The sequence below is a fragment of the Klebsiella sp. AqSCr genome (assembly GCF_008452795.1).
GTDB classification, from domain to species: Bacteria; Pseudomonadota; Gammaproteobacteria; order Enterobacterales; family Enterobacteriaceae; genus Klebsiella; species Klebsiella pneumoniae.
Map to the genome: position 1 here is coordinate 2,466,731 of NZ_MJDM01000005.1, position 17,553 is coordinate 2,484,283.

The 17,553-nt window shown below is 58.1% G+C and carries 20 protein-coding genes; 15 read left to right on the plus strand and 5 right to left on the minus strand.

Going from position 1 to position 17,553, the window contains the following annotated elements; translation table 11 throughout:
- Positions 1-51: 51 nt before the first annotated feature.
- The 4 genes from BHE81_RS16090 to dolP are packed head-to-tail and all read left to right on the plus strand — an operon-like array spanning position 52 to position 3,705.
- Entirely contained in the window at positions 52-2,160 is a 2,109-nt protein-coding gene (locus BHE81_RS16090; protein WP_020802042.1) for a penicillin-binding protein activator, read from the plus strand.
- Complete coding sequence (locus BHE81_RS16095) at positions 2,118-2,504, plus strand: YraN family protein (protein WP_002918206.1); 387 nt, start codon at positions 2,118-2,120, stop codon at positions 2,502-2,504. The genes BHE81_RS16090 and BHE81_RS16095 overlap by 43 nt, the downstream gene beginning before the upstream one ends.
- A 25-nt stretch (positions 2,505-2,529) precedes the next feature.
- A complete protein-coding gene (gene diaA, locus BHE81_RS16100) occupies positions 2,530-3,120 on the plus strand; it encodes a DnaA initiator-associating protein DiaA (RefSeq protein ID WP_002918211.1) in 591 nt (196 codons plus the stop codon).
- A 9-nt stretch (positions 3,121-3,129) separates the two neighbouring features.
- Positions 3,130-3,705 (plus strand): division/outer membrane stress-associated lipid-binding lipoprotein, encoded by a 576-nt coding sequence (gene dolP, locus BHE81_RS16105; protein ID WP_002918214.1) that lies wholly within the window; start codon positions 3,130-3,132, stop codon positions 3,703-3,705.
- Positions 3,706-3,826: 121 nt separating this feature from the next.
- Here dolP and BHE81_RS16110 read toward each other — a convergent pair whose 3' ends face one another.
- Together BHE81_RS16110 and BHE81_RS16115 are read right to left on the minus strand one after the other, a co-directional pair.
- On the minus strand, positions 3,827-4,867 hold the full coding sequence (locus tag BHE81_RS16110) for a permease (RefSeq protein ID WP_004149921.1): 1,041 nt from the start codon (positions 4,865-4,867) through the stop codon (positions 3,827-3,829).
- Positions 4,868-4,942: 75 nt separating this feature from the next.
- On the minus strand, positions 4,943-5,590 hold the full coding sequence (locus BHE81_RS16115) for an NAD(P)H-binding protein (RefSeq protein ID WP_004181410.1): 648 nt from the start codon (positions 5,588-5,590) through the stop codon (positions 4,943-4,945).
- Positions 5,591-5,718: 128 nt separating this feature from the next.
- Between BHE81_RS16115 and BHE81_RS16120 the strand changes: the two genes are divergently transcribed.
- Positions 5,719-6,255 carry a type 1 glutamine amidotransferase domain-containing protein gene (locus BHE81_RS16120; RefSeq protein ID WP_002918221.1) on the plus strand — a complete coding sequence of 179 codons (537 nt, stop codon included), beginning with the start codon at positions 5,719-5,721 and terminating at the stop codon, positions 6,253-6,255.
- Here the strand turns inward: BHE81_RS16120 and BHE81_RS16125 are convergent.
- Positions 6,217-6,660: a YhbP family protein gene (locus BHE81_RS16125; RefSeq protein WP_002918223.1), complete on the minus strand. Its 444-nt coding sequence runs from the start codon at positions 6,658-6,660 to the stop codon at positions 6,217-6,219. The genes BHE81_RS16120 and BHE81_RS16125 overlap by 39 nt on opposite strands.
- 49 nt (positions 6,661-6,709) lie before the next feature.
- Here BHE81_RS16125 and BHE81_RS16130 point away from each other — a divergent pair, with 49 nt between their 5' ends.
- Positions 6,710-7,000, plus strand: coding sequence for a GIY-YIG nuclease family protein (locus BHE81_RS16130; protein ID WP_002918226.1), 291 nt, complete (start codon positions 6,710-6,712; stop codon positions 6,998-7,000).
- On the opposite strand, the gene BHE81_RS16135 is transcribed toward BHE81_RS16130, so the two are convergent.
- The gene (locus BHE81_RS16135; protein WP_002918229.1) at positions 6,987-7,490 is read right to left on the minus strand and encodes a GNAT family N-acetyltransferase; all 504 of its coding nucleotides are present in this window, start codon (positions 7,488-7,490) and stop codon (positions 6,987-6,989) included. The two genes, BHE81_RS16130 and BHE81_RS16135, sit on opposite strands and share 14 nt — an antisense overlap.
- Positions 7,484-8,008 carry a ubiquinone anaerobic biosynthesis accessory factor UbiT gene (gene ubiT, locus BHE81_RS16140; protein WP_002918231.1) on the minus strand — a complete coding sequence of 175 codons (525 nt, stop codon included), beginning with the start codon at positions 8,006-8,008 and terminating at the stop codon, positions 7,484-7,486. The genes BHE81_RS16135 and ubiT overlap by 7 nt, the downstream gene beginning before the upstream one ends.
- 221 nt (positions 8,009-8,229) lie before the next feature.
- Here ubiT and ubiU point away from each other — a divergent pair, with 221 nt between their 5' ends.
- The 9 genes from ubiU (at position 8,230) to mdcE (ending at position 17,545) form a co-directional block, all read left to right on the plus strand.
- Positions 8,230-9,225 carry a ubiquinone anaerobic biosynthesis protein UbiU gene (gene ubiU / locus BHE81_RS16145; RefSeq protein WP_002918232.1) on the plus strand — a complete coding sequence of 332 codons (996 nt, stop codon included), beginning with the start codon at positions 8,230-8,232 and terminating at the stop codon, positions 9,223-9,225.
- A gap of 5 nt (positions 9,226-9,230) precedes the next feature.
- Positions 9,231-10,109, plus strand: a complete 879-nt coding sequence (locus BHE81_RS16150) for a U32 family peptidase (protein ID WP_002918233.1) — start codon at positions 9,231-9,233, stop codon at positions 10,107-10,109.
- Positions 10,110-10,252: 143 nt separating this feature from the next.
- Positions 10,253-11,260 (plus strand): luciferase-like monooxygenase, encoded by a 1,008-nt coding sequence (locus BHE81_RS16155; protein WP_002918234.1) that lies wholly within the window; start codon positions 10,253-10,255, stop codon positions 11,258-11,260.
- A gap of 203 nt (positions 11,261-11,463) precedes the next feature.
- Positions 11,464-12,342: a triphosphoribosyl-dephospho-CoA synthase CitG gene (gene citG / locus BHE81_RS16160; protein WP_004174187.1), complete on the plus strand. Its 879-nt coding sequence runs from the start codon at positions 11,464-11,466 to the stop codon at positions 12,340-12,342.
- A 167-nt stretch (positions 12,343-12,509) separates the two neighbouring features.
- Positions 12,510-13,718, plus strand: coding sequence for a Na+-transporting malonate decarboxylase, carboxybiotin decarboxylase subunit (madB, locus tag BHE81_RS16165; protein ID WP_004174184.1), 1,209 nt, complete (start codon positions 12,510-12,512; stop codon positions 13,716-13,718).
- A 12-nt stretch (positions 13,719-13,730) separates the two neighbouring features.
- On the plus strand, positions 13,731-15,398 hold the full coding sequence (gene mdcA / locus BHE81_RS16170; RefSeq protein WP_110246560.1) for a malonate decarboxylase subunit alpha: 1,668 nt from the start codon (positions 13,731-13,733) through the stop codon (positions 15,396-15,398).
- Positions 15,399-15,409: 11 nt separating this feature from the next.
- On the plus strand, positions 15,410-15,742 hold the full coding sequence (mdcC, locus tag BHE81_RS16175; protein ID WP_004174180.1) for a malonate decarboxylase acyl carrier protein: 333 nt from the start codon (positions 15,410-15,412) through the stop codon (positions 15,740-15,742).
- Positions 15,735-16,664, plus strand: a complete 930-nt coding sequence (locus BHE81_RS16180; protein WP_019725231.1) for a biotin-independent malonate decarboxylase subunit beta — start codon at positions 15,735-15,737, stop codon at positions 16,662-16,664. Before mdcC ends, BHE81_RS16180 begins: the two co-directional genes overlap by 8 nt.
- The gene (mdcE, locus tag BHE81_RS16185) at positions 16,664-17,545 is read left to right on the plus strand and encodes a biotin-independent malonate decarboxylase subunit gamma (protein ID WP_004174178.1); all 882 of its coding nucleotides are present in this window, start codon (positions 16,664-16,666) and stop codon (positions 17,543-17,545) included. The genes BHE81_RS16180 and mdcE overlap by 1 nt, the downstream gene beginning before the upstream one ends.
- Positions 17,546-17,553: the final 8 nt, after the last annotated feature.

Below are 17,553 nucleotides of genomic sequence, written 5' to 3' on the forward strand. Positions count from 1 at the left end.
ATTGCCGATTTAATATTGAGCATTGAGCCAAAAAAATATCACTGGACACTTATGGTACCGTCAACATTTCTTCGTTCTAAGCCCGCGCGCTGCCTGCCCGTATTGCTGGCGACTCTTATTTTTGCTGGCTGCGGCACCCACACGCAGGATCAAAGCGCGGCGTTTATGCAGGGTACGTCGCAGGCCAACTCCAGTTTCTACTTACAGCAGATGCAGCAAAGCACGAATGATAGCAAGACCAACTGGCAATTACTCGCCATTCGTGCACTACTGCAGGAAGGGAAGAAGCAGCAGGCTATCGACCTGTTTAACCAGCTGCCGGCGAACCTGAACAGCACTCAGGCCCGTGAACAGTCGCTGCTGGCGGTGGAAGTGAAGCTGGCGCAGAACGATTATCAGGCCGCCCGTAATCTGCTGGCTAAGATCGATCCGACAAACCTTGAGCAGCCTCAGCAGGCGCGCTACTGGCAGGCGCAAATCGATGCCAGCCAGGGCAAACCATCGCTGACCCTGCTGCGCGCCTTAATCGCCCAGCAGCCGCTGCTGAGTGACGCCAAACAGCGCCAGAAAAATATTGATGCGACCTGGCAAGCGCTCACCTCGATGCCCCAGGACCAGGCCAATGCGCTGGTGATCAACGCCGATGAAAATATCCTCCAGGGCTGGCTGGATCTGCAGCGGATGTGGTTTGACAACCGCAACGATCCGACGCTACTGAAAGCGGGCGTTAAAGACTGGCAGACGCGCTATCCGCAAAACCCGGGCGCTAAAATGCTGCCGACGGCGCTTGTGAATATGCAAAACTATAAGCCTGCGTCCATCAACAAGATTGCGCTTTTTCTGCCGCTGAACGGTCAGGCGTCGATCTTCGGCCGCACTATCCAGCAGGGCTTTGAAGCCGCTAAAAACGGCGCGCCGTCGGTGACGGGCAGCGCGGTTCCCGCCCAGGTCGCCCAGGCGGCGAATGTCTCCGGTAATGATGATGTGGTGAGTCCGTCGCAGGCAGAAATCAGCGATCTTACCGCCACCGGAAGCCGCGCTGATCCGGTTCAGGCCCCGACGCAGGACCAGGCAGCGCCTGCTGCGGAACCGGCAGCCCAGGCGCCGGCAACATCCACCACGCCGCAGACTACCGCTTCCCCGGCCACCCAGCCGGTTACCGCGCCGGCCGCACAGCCGCAGCCCGTGGTCGCAACCGCCGCCAACCCTTCTGCGGAACTGAAAATTTACGACACCACCAGCCAGCCGATAAGCCAGCTGCTCGCCCAGGCGCAGCAGGATGGCGCCACCCTGGTGGTTGGGCCGTTGCTGAAAGAAAACGTTGAAGAGGTTATCAAGAGCAACACGCCGCTCAATGTGCTGGCCCTCAACCAGCCGGAAAAAGTCGAAAGCCGCGCTAACCTCTGCTATTTCGCGCTTTCTCCGGAAGACGAAGCGCGTGACGCCGCCCGACATATCCACCAACAGGGGAAACAGACCCCACTGCTGCTGGTTCCGCGCGGCGCGCTGGGCGATCGTGTGGTTAGCGCTTTTGCCGACGAGTGGCTGAAGCTGGGCGGCGCCAGCGTCCTGCAGCAACGTTTTGGATCCACGGCCGAACTGCGCGCCGGCGTGAACGGCGGCGGGGGCATTGCGCTGAGCGGCACCCCGGTCTCCACCCTGCCATCAGCGCAGAACAGCATCCTCGGCAGTGCGGATGAGATGCCGGTAAGCAGCGGCGGCAGCGTCGATGCGGCCTATATCCTCGCCACCCCGGAACAGATTGCCTATATCAAACCGATGATCGCCATGCGCAACGGCAGCCAGAGCAATGTCACCCTGTACGCCAGCTCGCGCAGCGCCCAGGGCACCGCGGGGCCGGATTTCCGTCTGGAGATGGAAGGCTTGCAGTATAGTGAGATCCCAATGCTGGCCGGCAGCAATCCGTCGCTAATGCAGCAGGCGCTGTCCGCGGTGCGTAATGACTACTCGCTGGCGCGCCTGTATGCCATGGGCGCTGACGCCTGGTCACTGGCAAATCACTTCACGCAAATGCGCCAGACGCCTGGCTTCGAGCTGAACGGCAATACCGGCGATCTGACGGCCAACCAGGATTGCGTGATTAACAGGAAACTGTCATGGCTCAAGTACCAGCAGGGAAAAATCGTTCCGGCCAGCTAAGCAAACAGACCGGCGATGCCTGGGAAAACCAGGCTCGCCGCTGGCTGGAAGGCCAGGGCCTGCGTTTTATCGCCGCCAATGCCCGCGAGCGTGGCGGCGAAATTGACCTTATCATGCGCGACGGCACGGTCACCGTTTTTATCGAAGTGCGCTACCGCCGTAGCGCCCGGTACGGTGATGCGGCAGCCAGCGTCACTCCGCAAAAACAACAACGACTGCTTAAAGCCGCCCGTTTGTGGCTCTGCCGACAGAATGGGAGCTTTGAGACTGTGGATTGCCGTTTCGATGTGGTAGCCTTCACCGGAAACGACATCCAATGGCTAAAAAACGCCTTTGGCGAATAGCGTAATACCAGAAGTAAGGGATCCCGTGCTCGACAGAATCAAAGCCTGCTTTACCGAAAGCATTCAAACCCAAATTGCCGCAGCGGAAGCACTCCCGGACGCCATCTCCCGGGCGGCGATGACGCTCGTCCAGTCCCTGCTAAACGGCAACAAAATCCTCTGTTGTGGTAATGGCACCTCCGCCGCCAACGCACAGCATTTTGCTGCCAGCATGATTAATCGCTTTGAAACGGAACGCCCTGGTTTACCTGCCATTGCACTAAATACCGATAATGTGGTCTTAACCGCCATCGCTAACGATCGCTTGCATGACGAGATCTACGCCAAGCAGGTGCGCGCCCTGGGACACGCCGGCGATGTGCTGCTGGCGATCTCTACGCGCGGAAACAGTCGGGACATCGTCAAGGCGGTGGAAGCCGCCGTGACCCGCGACATGACCATCGTCGCGTTAACCGGCTATGACGGCGGTGAGCTGGCGGGCCTGTTAGGTCAACAGGATGTCGAAATCCGCATCCCCTCCCATCGCAGCGCGCGTATCCAGGAGATGCACATGCTGACCGTCAACTGTCTGTGCGATTTGATAGATAACACTCTTTTTCCACACCAGGACGATTAAGGAGAACACATGAAGGCTCTCTCGCCCCTCGCCATCCTGCTTTCTGCACTACTGCTGCAGGGCTGCGTTGCCGCCGCGGTAGTCGGAACGGCAGCAGTCGGCACCAAAGCCGCAACGGACCCGCGTACGGTGGGAACCCAGGTCGATGACAGCACCCTGGAACTGCGCGTCAATAGCGCCTTGTCGAAAGATGAACAGATTAAGAAACAGGCCCGTATCAACGTCACCGCTTATCAGGGCAAAGTCCTGCTGACCGGCCAGTCGCCGACGCCGGACCTCTCCGCGCGCGCCAAGCAAATCGCCATGGGCGTGGAAGGGACCACGGAAGTGTTTAATGAAGTGCGCCAGGGCCAGCCGATTGGTTTAGGCACCGCCTCGTCTGATACCTGGATTACCACCAAGGTGCGTTCGCAGCTCCTGAGCACCGATCAGGTCAAATCCTCGAACGTGAAAGTAACCACGGAAAACAGCGAAGTCTTCCTGATGGGGCTGGTGACCGACCGCGAAGGCCGGGCGGCGGCGGATATTGCCAGCCGGGTAAGCGGCGTATCCCGGGTGACCACCGCCTTTACCTACATTAAATAAAGCTGCAGTTTCCCGGCTGGCGCTGCGCTTAGCCGGGCTACCGCCCCCTGTACGTTGTGTGCCGGGTAAGGCGTAGCCGCCACCCGGCATCCAATCCGGCTATGCGTACGTTTACGGCAAACTACACCAGCGCCAGCGCACCGACAATCGCCCCGCACAGCGCCACCAGTCCGCCCGTCAGCCACAGCGCTTTGGCCGGGAAGGCTTTACGCAGCATAATCAGCGACGGCACGCTCACTGCCGGCAGTGTGATGAGCAGCGCCAGCGCGGGCGCCGTCCCCATACCCGCCAGCATCATTGTCTGCACAATCGGAATTTCCGCCGCGGTAGGGATCACAAACAGGCAGCCGGCGATCGCCATCGCGATAACCCAGAACAACGTATTATCCACCACGCCATCGGCGTGCGGGAACAGCCAGACGCGCGCCGCTCCCAGCACCAGCACCGCGAGGATATAAACCGGGATCGTGTTCCAGAACAGCGTCCACAGCGCCTGAAGCCAGCGGCTAAAGAAGCCGCCCTGAGTCGCTTCCGACGGTGCAGCAGGCACCGCTACCGGCTGCGTCGCCGCCTCTTTCACCCATTTCTGCACCAGCGTCGCCACAGTTAATACTGTCGCCAGACCCGCCACCAGGCGAACCAGCGCAAACTGCCAGCCCAGAACAAAACCCATAAACACCAGCGTCGCCGGATTGAGCAGCGGGTTCCCCATCCAGAACGCCAGCGCCCCGCCCATCGACACCTGCTGTTTGCGCATCCCGGCCGTGACCGGCGCGGCGCAGCAGGTGCACATCATGCCGGGCAGCGAGAAAATCGCTCCCAGCAGCGTGCCCTGAAACCGCGATTGTCCCAGGGTGCGTAGCAGCCAGTCGCGCGGAATGAGTACTTGAATCAACGACCCGAGCAGCACGCCGAGCACCGCCGCTTTCCAGACGGCAAGAAAGTAAACCATCGCATAGTCCCACGCCGCCATCAGCGGGTTAGCGTCGGCCTGGGCGAGAATAGATTTACCGATACTGTGGGTTTCCGCAGCGGTGAAGGCTTTCCCGTAGTACGGCTGCCATTTGACGTACCACAGACCAACAATCACGACGAGAAAGAAAAGCGCGGGTTTCCACCATTGAAATGGTGACGCCGCCTGAGATGAAGACTGACCAGCCATAGCATTCCCCAGCAAGAAATGTGGATATGAATTGAAGCCGTGAATACTACGCCGGAAGCCTGCGTTTGCAAACCGCTATTCAGCCTGCCGCGCGGCGCGCTCCCGTAGTTCCGATGATGACAGAATTCGCACCCCTTCGTGGGTGGGCGACAGCGCCTCCGCCAGCAGGGCGATCGCCACATCGCGGGCCGCAATGGATTTCCAGTTCCCCGGCAAGAGCCGGAACAATGGTGCGAGGAAGGTCTCATTGGCCCGCTTTTTTTCCCGCTCGCCTGACAGCATCGACGGCCTGGCGATGGTCAGCCGCGGCCAGTCTTGCTCAATCAGCGCCGCCTCCATTTCCCCCTTCACCCGATTGTAGAAAAACGGCGAGTGGGCGTTGGCGCCCATCGCGCTAACCACCAGCATATGTTGCGCACCCAGTCGTTTGCCGGTCAGCGCGGTATCAACCACCAGCGTGTAGTCAGCATGGACGAAGGCCTCTTTGCTCCCGGCCTCCCGGCGCGTCGTTCCCAGGCAACAGAAGACGATATCCACCGGGTCAACCACCTGCGCCAGGGCATCGGTCAGCTGGGGATCGTGAGGATTAAAGACACCTTCCGCTGGCGCCAGCGGGCGACGCGTCGGCGCGGCGATGGTGCTTATACGGGGCTCATTCTGCAGCAGCCGGAGTAAGTGACCGCCAACTAACCCGGTCGCGCCGGTTAATAATACCTGACTCATTGGTTCTCCTTTACAGAATTCTCCGCCTTGCACTTTCGGGCTCATGTTCCAGGCTTAATACCTTACAAGGTAAGTATCCACCATCATCATGGAATTACCTCATTGACCATCCAGACAGTGGAGGAAGCATGAGTAAAAAGATAGCCGTCCTCATTACCGACGACTTTGAAGATTCTGAATTTACCTCTCCCGCCGAAGCCTTTAAGCTCGCCGGGCATCAGGTCATCACGATCGAAAAGCAGGCTGGCAAAACGGTGAAGGGTAAGCAGGGAGAAGCCGAGGTCGCCATCGACAGAGCCATCGATGACGTCACACCGGGTGAATTTGATGCCTTATTGCTGCCCGGGGGCTACTCTCCCGACCAGCTGCGTGGTGATGAACGCTTCGTCACCTTTACCCGCGATTTTGTCAACGGCGGTAAGCCGGTGTTTGCCATCTGCCACGGCCCGCAGCTGCTGATCAGCGCCGATGTGATCCGCGGACGTAAGCTCACGGCGGTGAAACCGATTGTGGTGGATGTGAAAAACGCCGGGGGCGAGTTTTACGACCAGGAGGTGGTGGTCGATAACGAACAGCTGGTCACCAGCAGAACGCCGGACGATCTACCGGCCTTCAATCGCGAAGCGCTACGCCTGCTCGGCGCCGGCATCACGCCGCCAGTGTAATTTTTTCCCGAAACCCAGCGTGTTGTCGGTAAATTTGATTTCGTCCGGACGAATCTCCCATACCGGCGCCGACAGCATGCGGGCCACCGGGAAGCGCTTGACGTAGCGCTGGCGCATTCGCGCCTCTTCGTCACCGCTCAGACGACGGATCTCGCCTTTGAACTGCACGCCGCGGATCAGGGCCACCGTTTTTGGCTGGCCGTTAACCGTGCCGGCCACCTTCGCCCTCTGTCCGGTCATCTGGCCATGGCGGGTGTGCTCCTCGCTGAGCAGATAAAAGGCCACGGTATCCGGGTCATAGACGTAAAAGGCATTCGCGCACCACAGCTCGTCTTCACGGGAGACGCACCAGGTGACGACGTGCTGTTTACTCAGCCAGCGACCAATGGCGGCAAGCGTATCCATCTTTCTTCTCCATTATGCTATGGTGCACACACCTTACCATAGTGACTTTTTGACCGTGTGCTGGTTTCTGTATCTCATTCGAACCGCGGATAATCGCCTTTATACCGGCATCACCACCGACGTGCCACGCCGCTTTCGCCAGCATCAGGCGGGAAAAGGCGCAAAGGCGTTGCGCGGCAAAGGCGACCTGCAGCTGGCCTTTAGCCACGAAGTTGGTGAACACTCACTTGCATTGCGACTGGAATATCGCGTCAAGCAGCTAACGAAGCGCGAAAAAGAGCGCCTCGTTGCCGGAGAGGATGCCTTCGAAACCCTGCTGGCAAGGCTTAAAGACGATTAAAGTGCTCGCTGTATTCTACCTGGCCATGGACGCCGTCGAGGGCGTCATCCGCCAGACGGTGAACCTGGAACGCCTCGGCGCTGTCCGGCCAGCGGCAGCGGAGATCGAAGCGCGCGGCCGGTTCAAAGCCGAAGCGACGGTATAAATCCGGGTCGCCCAGCGTCACCACCGCGGCGTAGCCAAACTCATTCAGCGAGTCCAGCCCTTCATAAACCAGCTGCCGACCAATGCCCTGTCCGCGGTAGCGTTCATCTACCGCCAGCGGCGCCAGGCCGACCCACTGCAGCTCTTCACCTTCCACCGCCACCGGGCTGAAGGCAACGTAGCCGATCACCTGGCCTTCATCATCCGTCGCCACTACCCCCAGCGTGATCAGTCCATCTTCACGCAGATCGTGCACCAGCTGCGCTTCGGCATCGCGGCCGAAGGTACGACGCAGCAGCGCGTCGATTCCCGGTGCATCAATCCCAATCTCCACTCGAATCAGCATGCCTCACCTACCGATGTCTGTTCAGGTTTCTGCGGGCTCTTCAGTCCAGCTTCGACAAAATCCGCCAGTTGCAGCAACATCACGCGCAGCGCTTTTGGCATCTGCTCGAGCTCAATGGCGTCCATCAAATTTTTTACATACAGCCCCAGCTCCGTATCGCCTTCAATGACCAGACGACGCTGGAAGAATAGCGTATCCGGATCCTGCTTGCGCGCGGCGATCATTAACAGATCGCTGGCGTCGGCGCTGAAGCTGACGTCGGCGTCGGCCTGCTGGCTGACCACCAGTCGACCATCGACTACCGAGGTATACCACAGCAGACCGATGTCACGCACATGAATACTTAACCAACGCCCCTCAAGAAACTCCAGCTCCCCCTCCGCCAGCGCCTGGCGAAACTGCCAGCTCAGCACTTGCTCCAGCACCTGGCGCTTGAGGGCAAAAGGCGCCAGCTTAACCGGCACGCTCATTAAAGACGGGCCAAAGTGGACCAGCCGGGAACGCAGTTTATCCAACACAAGCTTTACTCCATGAATGCAATAGTTCCGCTATTGTGCCATATCACATAAACAACATAGCGGCGTAAATCAACAAAAACGCGATGACGGCCGCCAGTTATTGGCGCCGCCAATACACTTTTAACTGCCTCAAATCAAAAATTGTCACCAGAAGGTTAACTAAAATCCCTGCTCGTTAACCATTCAGCGTCCCTGACGGGCCGCATTTTTCAGGAAAAATTATGGAGCTGCTCTGCCCAGCCGGTAACCTTCCGGCGCTTAAGGCGGCCATCGAAAACGGCGCCGATGCCGTCTATATCGGGCTGAAAGATGACACCAACGCCCGCCACTTTGCCGGCCTTAATTTCACCGAAAAGAAACTGCAGGAAGCCGTCAGCTTTGTGCATCAGCACCGTCGTAAGCTGCATATCGCCATCAATACCTTCGCTCATCCCGACGGCTACGCCCGCTGGCAGCGAGCAGTGGATATGGCCGCTCAACTGGGCGCCGATGCGCTCATTCTGGCCGATATCGCCATGCTGGAGTACGCTGCGGAGCGTTACCCACACATTGAGCGTCACGTTTCGGTGCAGGCTTCCGCCACCAATGAAGAGGCCATTCGCTTCTATCATCGCAACTTCGACGTCGCGCGCGTCGTACTGCCGCGCGTGTTGTCTATTCATCAGGTGAAACAGTTGGCCCGCGCCACGCCGGTGCCGCTGGAAGTCTTCGCCTTCGGCAGCCTGTGCATCATGGCGGAAGGCCGCTGCTATCTCTCTTCCTACCTGACCGGCGAATCGCCCAACACCGTCGGCGCCTGTTCGCCTGCCCGCTTCGTACGCTGGCAGCAAACGCCGCAGGGGCTGGAATCGCGTCTCAATGAAGTGCTGATTGACCGTTATCAGGATGGCGAGAATGCCGGTTATCCGACGCTGTGCAAAGGCCGCTACCTGGTTGATGGCGAGCGCTATCACGCGCTGGAGGAGCCCACCAGCCTCAACACCCTGGAACTGTTGCCGGAATTGATGGCCGCCAATATCGCCTCGGTGAAAATCGAAGGCCGTCAGCGCAGCCCGGCTTACGTGACCCAGGTGGCGAAAGTCTGGCGCCAGGCGATCGATCGCTGCAAAGCCGATCCGCAGAATTTCGTACCGCAGTCCGCCTGGATGGAGACCCTGGGCGCCATGTCCGAGGGGACACAAACTACCCTTGGCGCTTATCACCGTAAATGGCAGTGAGAAACATGAAATATTCATTAGGGCCGGTGCTGTACTACTGGCCAAAAGAGACGCTGGAAGATTTTTACCAGCAGGCGGCAAACTGCAGCGCCGACACCATTTATCTCGGCGAAGCGGTATGCAGCAAACGCCGCGCCACCAAAGTTGGCGACTGGATCGAAATGGCGAAAACGCTGGCCGCTAGCGGCAAGCAGGTGGTGCTCTCCACCCTCGCGCTGGTGCAGGCCTCTTCTGAACTGGGCGAGCTGAAGCGCTATGTCGATAACGGCGAATTTCTGATTGAGGCTAGTGATTTGGGCGTGGTAAATCTCTGCGCCGAACGCAAGCTACCGTTCGTCGCCGGGCATGCGCTGAACTGCTACAACGCCGTCACCCTGCGCCTGCTGCGGAAACAGGGCATGGTGCGCTGGTGCATGCCGGTGGAACTCTCCCGCGACTGGCTGGCTAATTTACTGACCCAGTGCGAAGAGCTGGGTATCCGCAACCAGTTTGAAGTCGAAGTGCTGAGCTACGGCCATCTGCCGCTGGCTTATTCCGCGCGCTGCTTTACCGCCCGCTCGGAAGACCGGCCAAAGGACGAGTGCGAAACCTGCTGCATCAAGTACCCAACCGGGCGCAGCATGCTGTCGCAGGAGAACCAGCAGGTGTTCGTGCTCAATGGTATTCAGACCATGAGCGGCTACGTCTATAACCTGGGCAATGAGCTGACCTCCATGCACGGCCTGGTGGATATGGTGCGCCTGTCGCCGATGGGCAACGAGACCTTCGCCATGCTCGAGGCCTTCCGCGCCAACGAAAACGGCGCTGCGCCGCTGGATCTCACCAGCAATAGCGATTGCAACGGCTACTGGAAACGATTGCCAGGACTGGTGCTTCAGGCCTGATAAACCGCTCACTTTGTTAACAACAGTGCTCAGATTTTAATGCATTATTAAAGATGCAGCTTTTCTGGCTGGCGCGTCCAGGATGCGCCAGGCTGGAAGAAGACCTTCAATCTGATGACGATGCTGTAGCAAAGTGAGCCTTTATGACTGACAAATCTGTTCCATTCTCGGTGCTCGATCTGGCGCCGATCCCGCAAGGATCTTCTGCCAAAGAAGCCTTTACCCACTCTCTGGATCTCGCCCGGCTGGCCGAATCGCGCGGCTATCATCGCTACTGGCTGGCGGAGCACCATAATATGGTCGGCATTGCCAGCGCAGCGACCTCGGTGCTGATTGGCTATCTCGCCGCCAACACCACCACCCTGCATCTCGGGTCCGGCGGCGTGATGCTGCCTAACCACTCTCCACTGGTGATAGCTGAGCAGTTCGGCACCCTGAACACCCTTTACCCCGGCCGGATCGACCTCGGCCTTGGCCGCGCGCCGGGCAGCGATCAGCCGACCATGCGCGCCCTGCGTCGCCATATGAGCGGCGATGTCGATAATTTCCCGCGCGATGTAGCGGAACTGGTGGACTGGTTTGACGCCCGCGATCCGAACCCGCACGTGCGCCCGGTTCCCGGCTACGGGGAGCGCATTCCAGTATGGCTGCTGGGCTCAAGCCTCTATAGCGCGCAACTGGCGGCGCAGCTCGGCCTGCCGTTTGCCTTCGCCTCGCACTTCGCGCCGGATATGTTGTTCCAGGCCCTGCATCTGTATCGCAGCAATTTCAAACCTTCGGCGCGGCTGGAAAAACCGTACGCGATGGTGTGTATCAATATCATCGCCGCCGACAGCAACCGCGATGCGGAGTTTCTCTTCACCTCCATGCAGCAGGCGTTTGTGAAGCTGCGTCGCGGCGAGACCGGGCAGTTGCCGCCGCCGGTGGAAAATATGCATCAGCTGTGGTCAGCATCCGAGCAGTATGGTGTGCAGCAGGCACTGAGCATGTCGCTGGTCGGCGATAAAACTAAAGTCCGCCATGGGCTAGAGTCGATTCTGCGTGAAACCGAGGCGGACGAAATCATGGTCAATGGCCAGATCTTCGACCACCAGGCGCGTCTGCATTCTTTCGATTTAGCGATGCAGGTGAAAGAGGAGCTGTTGGGGTAGTGAGCTATGCGGCATTTTTGCCGCATTTCTTTTCCTCCGCTAAACCATTTTGTGATCGTCTTCATTCATATTTTCACATAATCCCCGCCTTATTACGTTGAGCGTAATTACATTACCTCTGGCGTAATTGCCCCCCTCTTTCAACGGTGTTAGTTTTCCTCTGTTTTATTTTTCAATCCTGAGTCTGGTAAAAGAGAATACTCATGAGCCAACCAACTGCCCGTGCTATGTGGATCGGCGAGTGCTTATTAAAAGCGCTGTTAATGGAGGTCTCCGCCTGGCCTAAACCTGGCCTTGTTACACCTCATTCACAAGGGGCGCATAAAGATATGGATATCTGGTTATTTATTACCAGTTCATCGGCTATTGCCCCCTGTTTTAGCGCCTGCGCCCATGCAGGGGAAAATCATCAAGGATCGCCGTGGGAACTCTTTACAAAAATACGTGCCATTGGCATTCATTATGAAAATACGCTGCTGCGGGCAACACAGCAGGTTAATACCCAGCGCGGCATTCTTTTTTCCGGCACGGTTCTGGCGACAGCGGCAGGATGGCTTTCCGGGCGCGGAGAAACCCTCTCATATAACGCCTTAAGCCAGTGCGTCGCTGAACTCTGCCGCGATCTCTGCCGTAGGGATTTTGCCGCCCTGGCCGAACGCCCGGCGCAAACCCACGGTGAGAAATTGTATGTCGGATTCGGCATTACCGGCGTGCGCGGAGAGGCAGAGCAAGGTTTCCCACTAGTTTGCCAGATTGGCTTACCCGCGCTGCATCAGGCGCTGGACAACGGGCTGGCCTGGCGGGAAGCGCTTATTCATACGTTGCTCACCTTAATGGCCCATTGCGATGACACTACCGTGCTGTTTCGCGGCGGCCAGCAGGCGCTGGCGGAAATGAAGCAGTATGCCCGGCGTCTTGTGACGCAGGGCGGAATGTTTAACCCTGCGATCGAGCAGCAACTGGCTGATTTTAATTCATGGTGCATGGATAAGTGGGTCAGCCCTGGCGGTTCGGCCGATTTATTAGCGCTGTGTCTGGCGATGTATTTTCTTTGCCGCCAGCCGCAAGGAGATATGACATAAGGAAGAATATGAACATCTATTTTTATACTTTATTAACGTATGGCTTAACGATTGTAATTTCATTTGCGGTTGTCGGCATCATCGTTGGCGTCAACAAGATGATGAATAAGTTAAATATCACCGACGATTAATTTGCGAACTTTACTTTTGCCATCAGGAATATAGTTATGGATATCTTTGTTAAGCTCTTTTCGGGCATTGGCACTTTTTTTATTGAAGACCCGAAAATAGCCATTGCACGTTTTCTGTTAATTGTTCTCGGCTTTATATTGGCCTGGATGGGATTCCGCCGGAAGCTTGAACCGTTAATTATGGTGCCGATGGGCCTTGGTATGATTGCAGTTAACGCCGGGGTACTGTTTCTGGCAGGCGGACAAACCGGGACCTTAATTCTCGACCCGATGGTCAGCGAACCTAACGAGCTGGTAAACCTAATGCAGGTAAACTTCCTGCAGCCGGTCTATAATTTCACCTTTAGCAATGGCCTCATCGCCTGTATCGTTTTCTTCGGCATTGGCGCAATGAGCGACATCAGCTTTATTTTGCTCCGCCCCTGGGCCAGCATTGTTGTCGCTCTGTTCGCCGAGGCGGGAACCTTCGCCGCGCTGCTGCTGGGTATTGAAGTATTCGGCCTGCCCGCCAACGAAGCCGCGTCGATTGCCACTATCGGCGGCGCAGATGGGCCGATGGTGCTCTTTGCCTCCCTTATCCTGGCACCGAACCTGTTCGTCCCCATCGCCATTATCGCTTATCTCTACCTGAGCCTGACATATGCCGGTTATCCGTACCTGGTGCGTCTGCTGGTGCCGAAAAAATACCGTGGCATGGAAGTTGAAATTGACTACCCCACCGTATCGAAGAAAGCGAAATTCATCTTTACCGTCTGCGCCTGCCTGCTGTTGTGCCTGCTGCTGCCGGTCGCCGCGCCACTGATCCTCTCGTTCTTCCTCGGCATCGCTATTAAAGAGGCGGAGATCGAACCGTTTCAGAAATTACTGGAATCCACGCTGACCTATACCGCAACGCTGTTTCTCGGCCTGCTGCTGGGCACGCTGTGTGAAGCGCAAACTATTCTCGACCCGAAAGTTGCCATCATCCTGATCCTTGGTATCGGCGCGCTGGCCATTTCCGCCGTCGGCGCTCTGCTGGGCGGCTGGTTTATCTGGTTTATCTCGAAGGGGCGTTATAACCCGGCTATCGGTATTGCGGGCGTCTCCTGCCTGCCGACGACGGCAAAAATCGCGCAGAAAGAGGTTAACCATGAGAACCCCTACGCCATCATCCTGCCGCTAGCGATGGGTGCGGGCGTGAGCGGTCTGATCGTCTCGGCTATCGCCACCGGGATCTTTATCTCCACGCTATTCCTGCTGAATTAATGGAGTCAACCCATGCTAAAAGAGCACAACTGGCATCAACTCAAGGACGATACGGCGCAGCGCCTGAATCAGCTGGCCCCGTATTTTCGTGACGGCAAAATTATCGACGCCAAAGATACTGTCGCCGCGCTGGAAGCCATTATTCGAAGCTTCGATCGCGTCAATATCGAGGGTAATAACCAGAAACAGGCGGATTTTCTCTCCGAATGCCTGTGCCAGCTTGATCCGCAAAAGATCTCCGGCCTGCATATGGTGCAGTCATCCGTACCGTTGTCCAGCCATCTGGATTTGTTTGAAAAGGGCATCGCTGAAAAGCTCGATTTCGCCTATGCCGGGCCGCAGGATGGACGTCTGGCGAAGCTGATCCAAGACGGTAAGATCAAGCTCGGGGCCATCCATACCTATCTGGAGCTGTTCAGCCGCTACTTTGTCGACCTCACGCCGCGCGTGTCGCTAATCACCGCCTTTGAAGCGGATAAAGACGGCAATCTCTACACCGGCTTTAACACCGAAGATACTCCTGTTATTACCGAAGCCACCCACTTCCGCCAGGGAATTGTGATCGCGCAGGTCAACAAGATTGTCGATAAAGTGCCGCGCGTGGATATCCCCGGCGACTGGGTAAATGCGGTGATTGAAGCGCCGCGTCCGTTCTATGTCGAGCCGCTGTTTACCCGCGATCCGGGACTTATTACTGACACCCATGTGCTGATGGCAATGATGGCGCTGAAAGGTATTTATGCCGAATACGGCGTTGAGCGCATTAACCACGGTATTGGCTTCTTCACCGCCGCCATTGAGCTACTGCTACCCACCTACGGCGAGGAGCTTGGGCTGAAAGGCAAAGTCTGTACCCATATGGTACTCAACCCGCATCCGACGCTGATCCCGGCGATCGAAAGCGGCTGGATCCAGTCGGTGCACTGCTTCGGCGGCGAACTGGGCATGGAAAAATATGTCGCCGAACGCCCGGATATCTTTTATATCGGCCAGGACGGCACGCTACGCTCCAACCGCGCCTTCGCCCAGGCTGCGGGTCACTACGCGCTGGACATGTTTATCGGCGGCACTTTGCAGATCGATAAGTACGGAAACAGTAGCACCGCCACCGCCAGCCGCGTTTCGGGCTTTGGCGGCGCGCCGAATATGGGCTGCGACGCCAAAGGCCGCCGTCATGCAACGCAATCCTGGCTGAAATGCGGCGAAGAGTTTAACGCCACCCAAAAGCAGCTAATTGGCGATATGCCGCGCGGCAAACGTCTGGTGGTGCAGATGCAGGAAACCTTCCGCGAGAAGCGCCAGCCCGCTTTCGTCGACAAGCTGGACGCCTGGGAACTGGCGGAAAAAGCCAACCTCGCCCTGCCGCCGGTGATGGTCTACGCCGATGACGTCACCCACGTACTGACCGAAGAGGGCATCGCCTATCTGCACCGCTGCGAAGGGCTGGAACAGCGCATGGCGGCCATTCGCGCCGTGGCGGGCTACACCGGAATTGGCCTTGCCGCCGATCCGGAACAGACCGCACAGCTGCGGGAGGCAGGCATTGTCAAAACGCCGGAAGATTTAGGCATTGACCGTCGCCGTGCCAACCGTCAGATGCTGGCGGCGAAAAGCATTCGCGATCTGGTTGACTGGTCTGGCGGACTCTATAACCCGCCCACTCGATTCCGTAACTGGTAGGGGAAAAGGACATGGCTCTACATCAAATATCACATCATTTCAGCGGCACCCACGAAAGAGCATCTCTGCAGCAAACCGTGCACTGCGGCGTTGTTGGCTCCGGCGATCTGGAGATCCTGCTGGAGCCGAAAGCGCTGGCGGGCGGGATTGAAGTCAGCATCTGCACGCCGGTGACCGGTTTCGATCATATCTGGGAAATCGTACTGAAACGATTTCTGGACAGCGGCCCCCTGGGCAACATGCAGGTCAGCATCAATGACAACAACGCCACGCCTGCGGTCGTCGCGTTAAGAATTCAGCAAGCGTTACAGCAGGCTATGCCGGGAGAAACCCATCATGAATGATCTGCGTTTTCTGGAAGCCAGCGCCCGCGTTCGCGCCAGCTCGCTGGTGGATAAAGGCACCTTTACTGAACTGATCGGCCCGGCGGACAAACGAACCAGCCCGCACCTGCCCGTGCTGAATGAAGCGGTGGAGTTTGACGACGGCATCGTTACCGGCATCGGCCTGCTCGGCCAGCACCCGGCCATTGTCATCTCCCAGGAAGGACGCTTTATCGGCGGTGCGGTGGGCGAGGTGGGCGGCGCAAAAATGGTCGGCGCGCTGATGCTGGCGGACGAACTGGCGGCGCAGACCACCGACCCGGCCCGCCGCCCGATCGTTCTCATCTCCTTTGAAACCGGCGGCGTGCGCCTGCATGAGGCTAACGCCGGGCTACTGGCCCACGCCGAGTGTATGGACATGCTGCAAACCCTGCGCGGTCGCGTCCCGGTCGTGGCGATGATCGGCAGCAAGATCGGCTGCTTTGGCGGGATGGGTTTTGTCGCCGCCGCCACCGACATCATCGTGATGAGTGAATCGGGCCGCCTGGGGCTGACCGGGCCGGAGGTCATTGAACAGGAGATGGGCCGCAGCGAGTTTGACGCCTCGGACCGCGCGCTGGTGTTCCGCACCACCGGCGGTAAGCATAAGTACATCGTCGGAGACTGTAACTACCTGATTGCCGACTCGCTAACGGCTTTCCACCAGCAGGCCGCGCTGATTGCCGACCTGCCCTGGCCGCAGATTGAAGCCATGCGCCGCATCGGCAGCGAAGCGAAAGTACGCGCCCAGATGGCGCTCACGAAAAAAATCAGCGAGTCAGAGCCATCAGATGCACGGGATGTCTGGGCTATGGCAGGCAATACCGCGCCCCAGTCGCTGGTGGATATGGATCTCGAGACGTTCCTGAGCAACGTTAAACGCCTGCCGGTGGAGGAAGCATAATGGAAAATTTACTCGGCCAGGGCCGCGCCGCTATCGATCTGCTTGTTGACGAAAATAGCTTCGAAGAGAACGCGTTGGCGGATCTCAAGCTGCCTTATGAAGATTATGGACCGGGAGCCGTCGTCGGCAGCGCCCGCATTAACGGTGAAATCTGCACCGTTATTGCTAACGACGCCATGACCTTTAACCCGCGTTTTCCGGTGGTGTACGCCGGAGTTATCGGGCTGGAAGAGGGATATAAAATGGCGCTGGCGGTGTATCGCACGCTGGCGATGGATAAAGACAAGCCCGTCGGCGAGAAACGTCCGCTGGTGCTGATTGTTGACACTCCCGGCAACGGACCGGGCAAACTGGAAGAGATAATTGGTATGAATAAAGCGACCGGTGCCTATCAACTGGCGCTGGCTGAGGCGCGCCATGCCGGGCATCCGATTATCGCGATGGTCATCGGCCGCGCCATTAGCGGCGCGTTCCTCTGCCACGGTTTGCAAGCCGACCATATCCTGAGCCTGACATCGGAATTTGGCACCATGATCCACGTAATGCCGCTGAGCAGCATCGCGCGCATTACCCGCCAGGACGTGGAGCGTCTGAGCGAGCTTTCCCGCACTAATCCGGTCTTCGCGGCCGGACCGGAGTTCTTCTGGCAACTGGGCGGGGTGGAAGAACTGATCAAGGCGATCCCGGAGATGAAAGAGGCGATCGTTCGCCATATCGCAGAGGTGCGCCAACAGAAACAAGCGGCTGGCGTGACGTCGACAGGCCCGCAGGGACGTGGGAGCGCAGGCGAAGATCGCGGCGGCAGAAAAATGCGCAATGTGATTCTGGCGCAGATGCGCGAGGAGTATCGGGCGGTCGCGGCGCGTTACTTGCCGGCCTGATTCAGGAG

Excerpts from the sequence above, each read along its gene's own strand:
- BHE81_RS16180 (WP_019725231.1), top strand. The coding sequence starts at position 15,735 with ATGAATGATCTGCGTTTTCTGGAAGCCAGCGCCCGCGTTCGCGCCAGC.
- BHE81_RS16135 (WP_002918229.1), bottom strand. The coding sequence starts at position 7,490 with ATGCTGATTCGAGTGGAGATTGGGATTGATGCACCGGGAATCGACGCG.
- BHE81_RS16090 (WP_020802042.1), top strand. The coding sequence starts at position 52 with ATGGTACCGTCAACATTTCTTCGTTCTAAGCCCGCGCGCTGCCTGCCC.
- BHE81_RS16150 (WP_002918233.1), top strand. The coding sequence starts at position 9,231 with ATGAAATATTCATTAGGGCCGGTGCTGTACTACTGGCCAAAAGAGACG.
- BHE81_RS16120 (WP_002918221.1), top strand. The coding sequence starts at position 5,719 with ATGAGTAAAAAGATAGCCGTCCTCATTACCGACGACTTTGAAGATTCT.
- BHE81_RS16155 (WP_002918234.1), top strand. The coding sequence starts at position 10,253 with ATGACTGACAAATCTGTTCCATTCTCGGTGCTCGATCTGGCGCCGATC.
- BHE81_RS16095 (WP_002918206.1), top strand. The coding sequence starts at position 2,118 with ATGGCTCAAGTACCAGCAGGGAAAAATCGTTCCGGCCAGCTAAGCAAA.
- madB (WP_004174184.1), top strand. The coding sequence starts at position 12,510 with ATGGATATCTTTGTTAAGCTCTTTTCGGGCATTGGCACTTTTTTTATT.
- BHE81_RS16125 (WP_002918223.1), bottom strand. The coding sequence starts at position 6,660 with ATGGATACGCTTGCCGCCATTGGTCGCTGGCTGAGTAAACAGCACGTC.
- BHE81_RS16115 (WP_004181410.1), bottom strand. The coding sequence starts at position 5,590 with ATGAGTCAGGTATTATTAACCGGCGCGACCGGGTTAGTTGGCGGTCAC.
- mdcA (WP_110246560.1), top strand. The coding sequence starts at position 13,731 with ATGCTAAAAGAGCACAACTGGCATCAACTCAAGGACGATACGGCGCAG.
- mdcC (WP_004174180.1), top strand. The coding sequence starts at position 15,410 with ATGGCTCTACATCAAATATCACATCATTTCAGCGGCACCCACGAAAGA.
- ubiU (WP_002918232.1), top strand. The coding sequence starts at position 8,230 with ATGGAGCTGCTCTGCCCAGCCGGTAACCTTCCGGCGCTTAAGGCGGCC.
- citG (WP_004174187.1), top strand. The coding sequence starts at position 11,464 with ATGAGCCAACCAACTGCCCGTGCTATGTGGATCGGCGAGTGCTTATTA.
- mdcE (WP_004174178.1), top strand. The coding sequence starts at position 16,664 with ATGGAAAATTTACTCGGCCAGGGCCGCGCCGCTATCGATCTGCTTGTT.
- dolP (WP_002918214.1), top strand. The coding sequence starts at position 3,130 with ATGAAGGCTCTCTCGCCCCTCGCCATCCTGCTTTCTGCACTACTGCTG.
- BHE81_RS16110 (WP_004149921.1), bottom strand. The coding sequence starts at position 4,867 with ATGGCTGGTCAGTCTTCATCTCAGGCGGCGTCACCATTTCAATGGTGG.